Consider the following 3554-nt stretch of genomic DNA (forward strand, 5'->3'; position numbering starts at 1 on the left):
ACACACCCCCCACCTCCCTCTCAGCCCCCCCCCCGCGCAAATCTCGCGCGACTCCCTCAGACAGCGCTCACTGGTCGGGGGGTGGCGCGCGCCCCCCCCGGCCGGGCCCTGAGGGAGCCGAGCAGCAGCCGGGCCACCTCAGTGCAGCGGTACGGCGTAGACGGGCTCCGGGCCGAAGGCCGTGAAGCCCGCCTTGCGCAGGATCGGGCCGGAGGTGGCCGGGTTGGCCTTGACCAGTGCCATCGTCGCCCCGTGCGCCGCCGCGTAGGACAGCCTGGCGGCGAGCACCGCCCGGTACAGCCCCTGACCCCGCCGGGACGGGGCGACCACCCCGCCCGTCAGCCGCGCGATGCCGTCCACGATCGTGACCCCGCCGGTTCCGGCGGGTTCACCGTTCACGTAGGCGACGACCGTGCCTCCGTCCCCGGCCGGAACGGCCTCGGCGTTCCTGGTCGCGACCAGCTCGATCCGGTCGTCGGGCGGGAGTGCACCGCGGAATCCGGTGATCTCGACCGCCGCCCCGTCCCGCGCCGTCGCGAAGTCCGTTGCCCAGCGGAGCGATACGTCCGCCGTGGGCGGCCGCAGCGGGGGTGCGCCCCGGCTCAGGTCCGCGGCCAGGACCTCCAGGACGAGCTTCACCCGCCCGCCGCGCGCGGCCAGCTCGGCGGCCAGCCCGGCCGGAGAGCCGAGCAGCACCTGCCAGTCCAGCGTCGGCAGCCCGAACGTGCGCGCTCGCTCCAGCACCGCGTCGACGGCCGTGCCCGGGGCGCCGGCCGGTGTGAAGGAGACCAGCGAGAGGTTGAAGGCGTAGTAGTCGGGCAGTCGCAGGAGCGTGTACTCCTCGTCCTCGACGACCTCGGCGTCGTCCGGCGTCCACACCCAGGCCGCGCTCGCGGCGGCGACGGCAGAAGATGAGGGCTCATGCGGGGCAGCCTAGGGGGCACGTCCGGCCGGCTCCGTTGATCTTCGCCGCACTGTTGCGAGATCCGGACACTACGGTGGTGCGGATACCCGGGCCGTGCTCGAGCCGATGGACCGGATCGCCGGCCGCGCGGCCGATGGGCCGTCACCAGCTTCTCCCGGGCCGCAGTTGGCGCCGTGTCGTGGCACGAGGGTGGCATGCACCGTGTCCGGTGGTTTTCGCGGCGGAAAGGATTTTACGAAACCCGGACCGCGTCGTAGGCTCCGCCATCATGATCAATTCCCCCGCGAAGCGCCACTGGCGCATGTCGGTGTTCCTCTGGATCGGCCTGCCCTTCATAGCCTTCGTCGGCATTGCCAAGGCCGCGCCCGATCTCGTGCCGGCCTGGAAGGCACAGAGCGGCAGCGGGGTCACCGGGACGTTCACTGCCGCCCGGGAGGTCTGCAGCCACGGGTCCTGTGACTTCTACGGCGACTGGAAGGCGGCGGACGGTACGTCCACGCGCACGAACGTCCTCCTTTACGACGGACCGGATTCGATGCCGGTCGGCGAGACGGCCGTGGCGCTGGACTCCGGTGCCCCCGGCGGAGTCTTCGCCACCGGCGGCGGCTCCTCCCATCTGCTGCTGACGGCCTTCGCCGTTGGCGGTCTGGCGGCGGCGATCGCCTGGCCGGTGTTTCTCTGGCGCACCTGGCGCACCTCGCACGGGCGCCGGATTCCGTCACCGGAGCCGGCCGGGGCAGCCGCCTGACCGAGGGCGCCCGGCCACCGCATCCGCTGAACGGCAGGCCGAGGGCCCCGATCCACCGGTCTCGACCAGTGCTCCGGATGCCCCCTGGCCGCAGGTCCCTCCGGTGGGCCTCCTACCATCGTTTGGCATTCTTCGGTGGACGCTGCTGCCCGCTCGGCCGTGTGCCCGCCGTCCAAGGCCCGACACGGCACGACGACGGAGTCGTGCATCTAGGAGGAACGCCCATGCAAGCCCGGAAGATCGGCGCGGTCGCCGCTACAGCGGTGGCGCTCCTGGCTGCCCGCGACCTCATGCAGAAGAGGCACGCACTGCTCCGGAACTTCCCGGTGGTCGGGCACGCCCGGTACCTGCTGGAGACGATCGGGCCGGAGCTGCGGCAGTACATCGTGACCTCCAACGAGGAGGAGCGCCCGTTCAGTCGTGACCAGCGCACGTGGATCTATGCCTCGGCGAAGGAGGAGAACAACTACTTCGGCTTCGGCACCGAGGTCGACGTCGAGCACGTCCAGGGGCACGCCTACGTGAAGCAGCGCACCTTCGCCGGGACGCTGCCCGACACGCACGACCCGCTGGCCCCGCTGCCCTCGGCGAAGGTGCTCGGCGCGCCGCGCGGGCGCGCCAGGGCCTTCCGGCCGGCGAGCGTGGTGAACATCTCGGCGATGAGCTTCGGATCGCTCTCCGGTGCGGCCATCACGGCGCTCAACAAGGGTGCGGCGCTGGCGGGCACGATGCACAACACCGGAGAGGGCGGGCTCTCCCCGCACCACCGCAACGGCGGTGACCTCGTCCTGCAGCTCGGCACCGCGTACTTCGGCTGCCGCAACGACGACGGCAGTTTCAACCTCGACAAGCTCAAGGACGTGGTCGCGGGCGCCCCGGTCAGGGCGATAGAGATCAAGCTCTCCCAGGGCGCCAAGCCGGGGCTGGGCGGGATGCTGCCGGGCGCGAAGGTGACCCCGGAGATCGCCGGGATCCGCGGAATCCCGGCCGGCAAGGACTGCGCCTCGCCGTCGCGGCACACCGCGTTCAGCGATGTCGACTCGATGCTCGACTTCGTCGAACTGCTCGCCACCGAGACCGGCCTGCCGGTCGGGATCAAGAGCGCGGTGGGGGAGATGGGCTTCTGGCAGGAGCTGGCCGCGCTGATGGCGCGTCGGGACCGCGGTGTCGACTTCGTGACCGTCGACGGTGGCGAGGGCGGCACCGGGGCGGCGCCGCGGATGTTCGCCGACTCGGTGTCGCTGCCGTTCCGGATGGGCTTCTCCCGCGTCTACGGCACCTTCGCCGAGCACGGGCTGACCGACGACCTGACGTTCATCGGCTCGGGCAAGCTCGGCCTGCCCGAGAACGCGGCGGTAGCCTTCGCCCTGGGCGTCGACATGATCAACGTGGCCCGCGAGGCGATGCTGTCGATCGGCTGCATCCAGGCGCAGAAGTGCCACACCGACAAGTGCCCCACCGGCATCGCGACCCAGAACCCGTGGCTGGCCCGCGGCCTCGACCCGGCCTCCAAGGCGGACCGTGCCGCCAACTACCTGCGCACCCTCCGCAAGGAGCTGCTCAAGGTCTCGGCGGCCGTCGGCGTCGCCCACCCGGGCCTCATCACGGCCAACGACATCGAGATCATGAACGGCGACTACGAGGCCCGCACCCTGGCCGGCGTCTACGGCTACAAGGACGGCTGGGGCGAGCTCGGCCCGCACCTCGCCGAGGAGATCACGGCACTGCTCGCCGCAGAGCCGGCTTCCGTCCGGCAGCCCGGCGTCTGACGAGCCCACGGGGGACGACCGCACCACGCGCACGACGGGATTCTCCGGGCCGGCGGACAGGCGGGCGGGGGGGGGGGGGGGGCGCCGCGCGCCCCCCCCCCCCGCCGCCGGG

3 protein-coding genes are annotated in these 3554 nt (G+C 72.2%); 2 read left to right on the forward strand and 1 reads right to left on the reverse strand.

What is annotated here, in order from left to right; genetic code table 11:
• Positions 1-138: 138 nt before the first annotated feature.
• Positions 139-879 carry a GNAT family N-acetyltransferase gene (locus ACFV0G_RS30520; RefSeq protein ID WP_380555029.1) on the reverse strand — a complete coding sequence of 247 codons (741 nt, stop codon included), beginning with the start codon at positions 877-879 and terminating at the stop codon, positions 139-141.
• A 314-nt stretch (positions 880-1193) separates the two neighbouring features.
• Here ACFV0G_RS30520 and ACFV0G_RS30525 point away from each other — a divergent pair, with 314 nt between their 5' ends.
• Both ACFV0G_RS30525 and ACFV0G_RS30530 read left to right on the forward strand, forming a co-directional pair.
• Positions 1194-1673 (forward strand): hypothetical protein, encoded by a 480-nt coding sequence (locus ACFV0G_RS30525; RefSeq protein ID WP_380555031.1) that lies wholly within the window; start codon positions 1194-1196, stop codon positions 1671-1673.
• A gap of 224 nt (positions 1674-1897) precedes the next feature.
• On the forward strand, positions 1898-3442 hold the full coding sequence (locus ACFV0G_RS30530; protein ID WP_380555033.1) for an FMN-binding glutamate synthase family protein: 1545 nt from the start codon (positions 1898-1900) through the stop codon (positions 3440-3442).
• Positions 3443-3554 lie beyond the last annotated feature (112 nt).

The sequence above is a fragment of the Kitasatospora sp. NPDC059571 genome, assembly GCF_042735675.1.
Taxonomy (GTDB): Bacteria; Actinomycetota; Actinomycetes; order Streptomycetales; family Streptomycetaceae; genus Kitasatospora.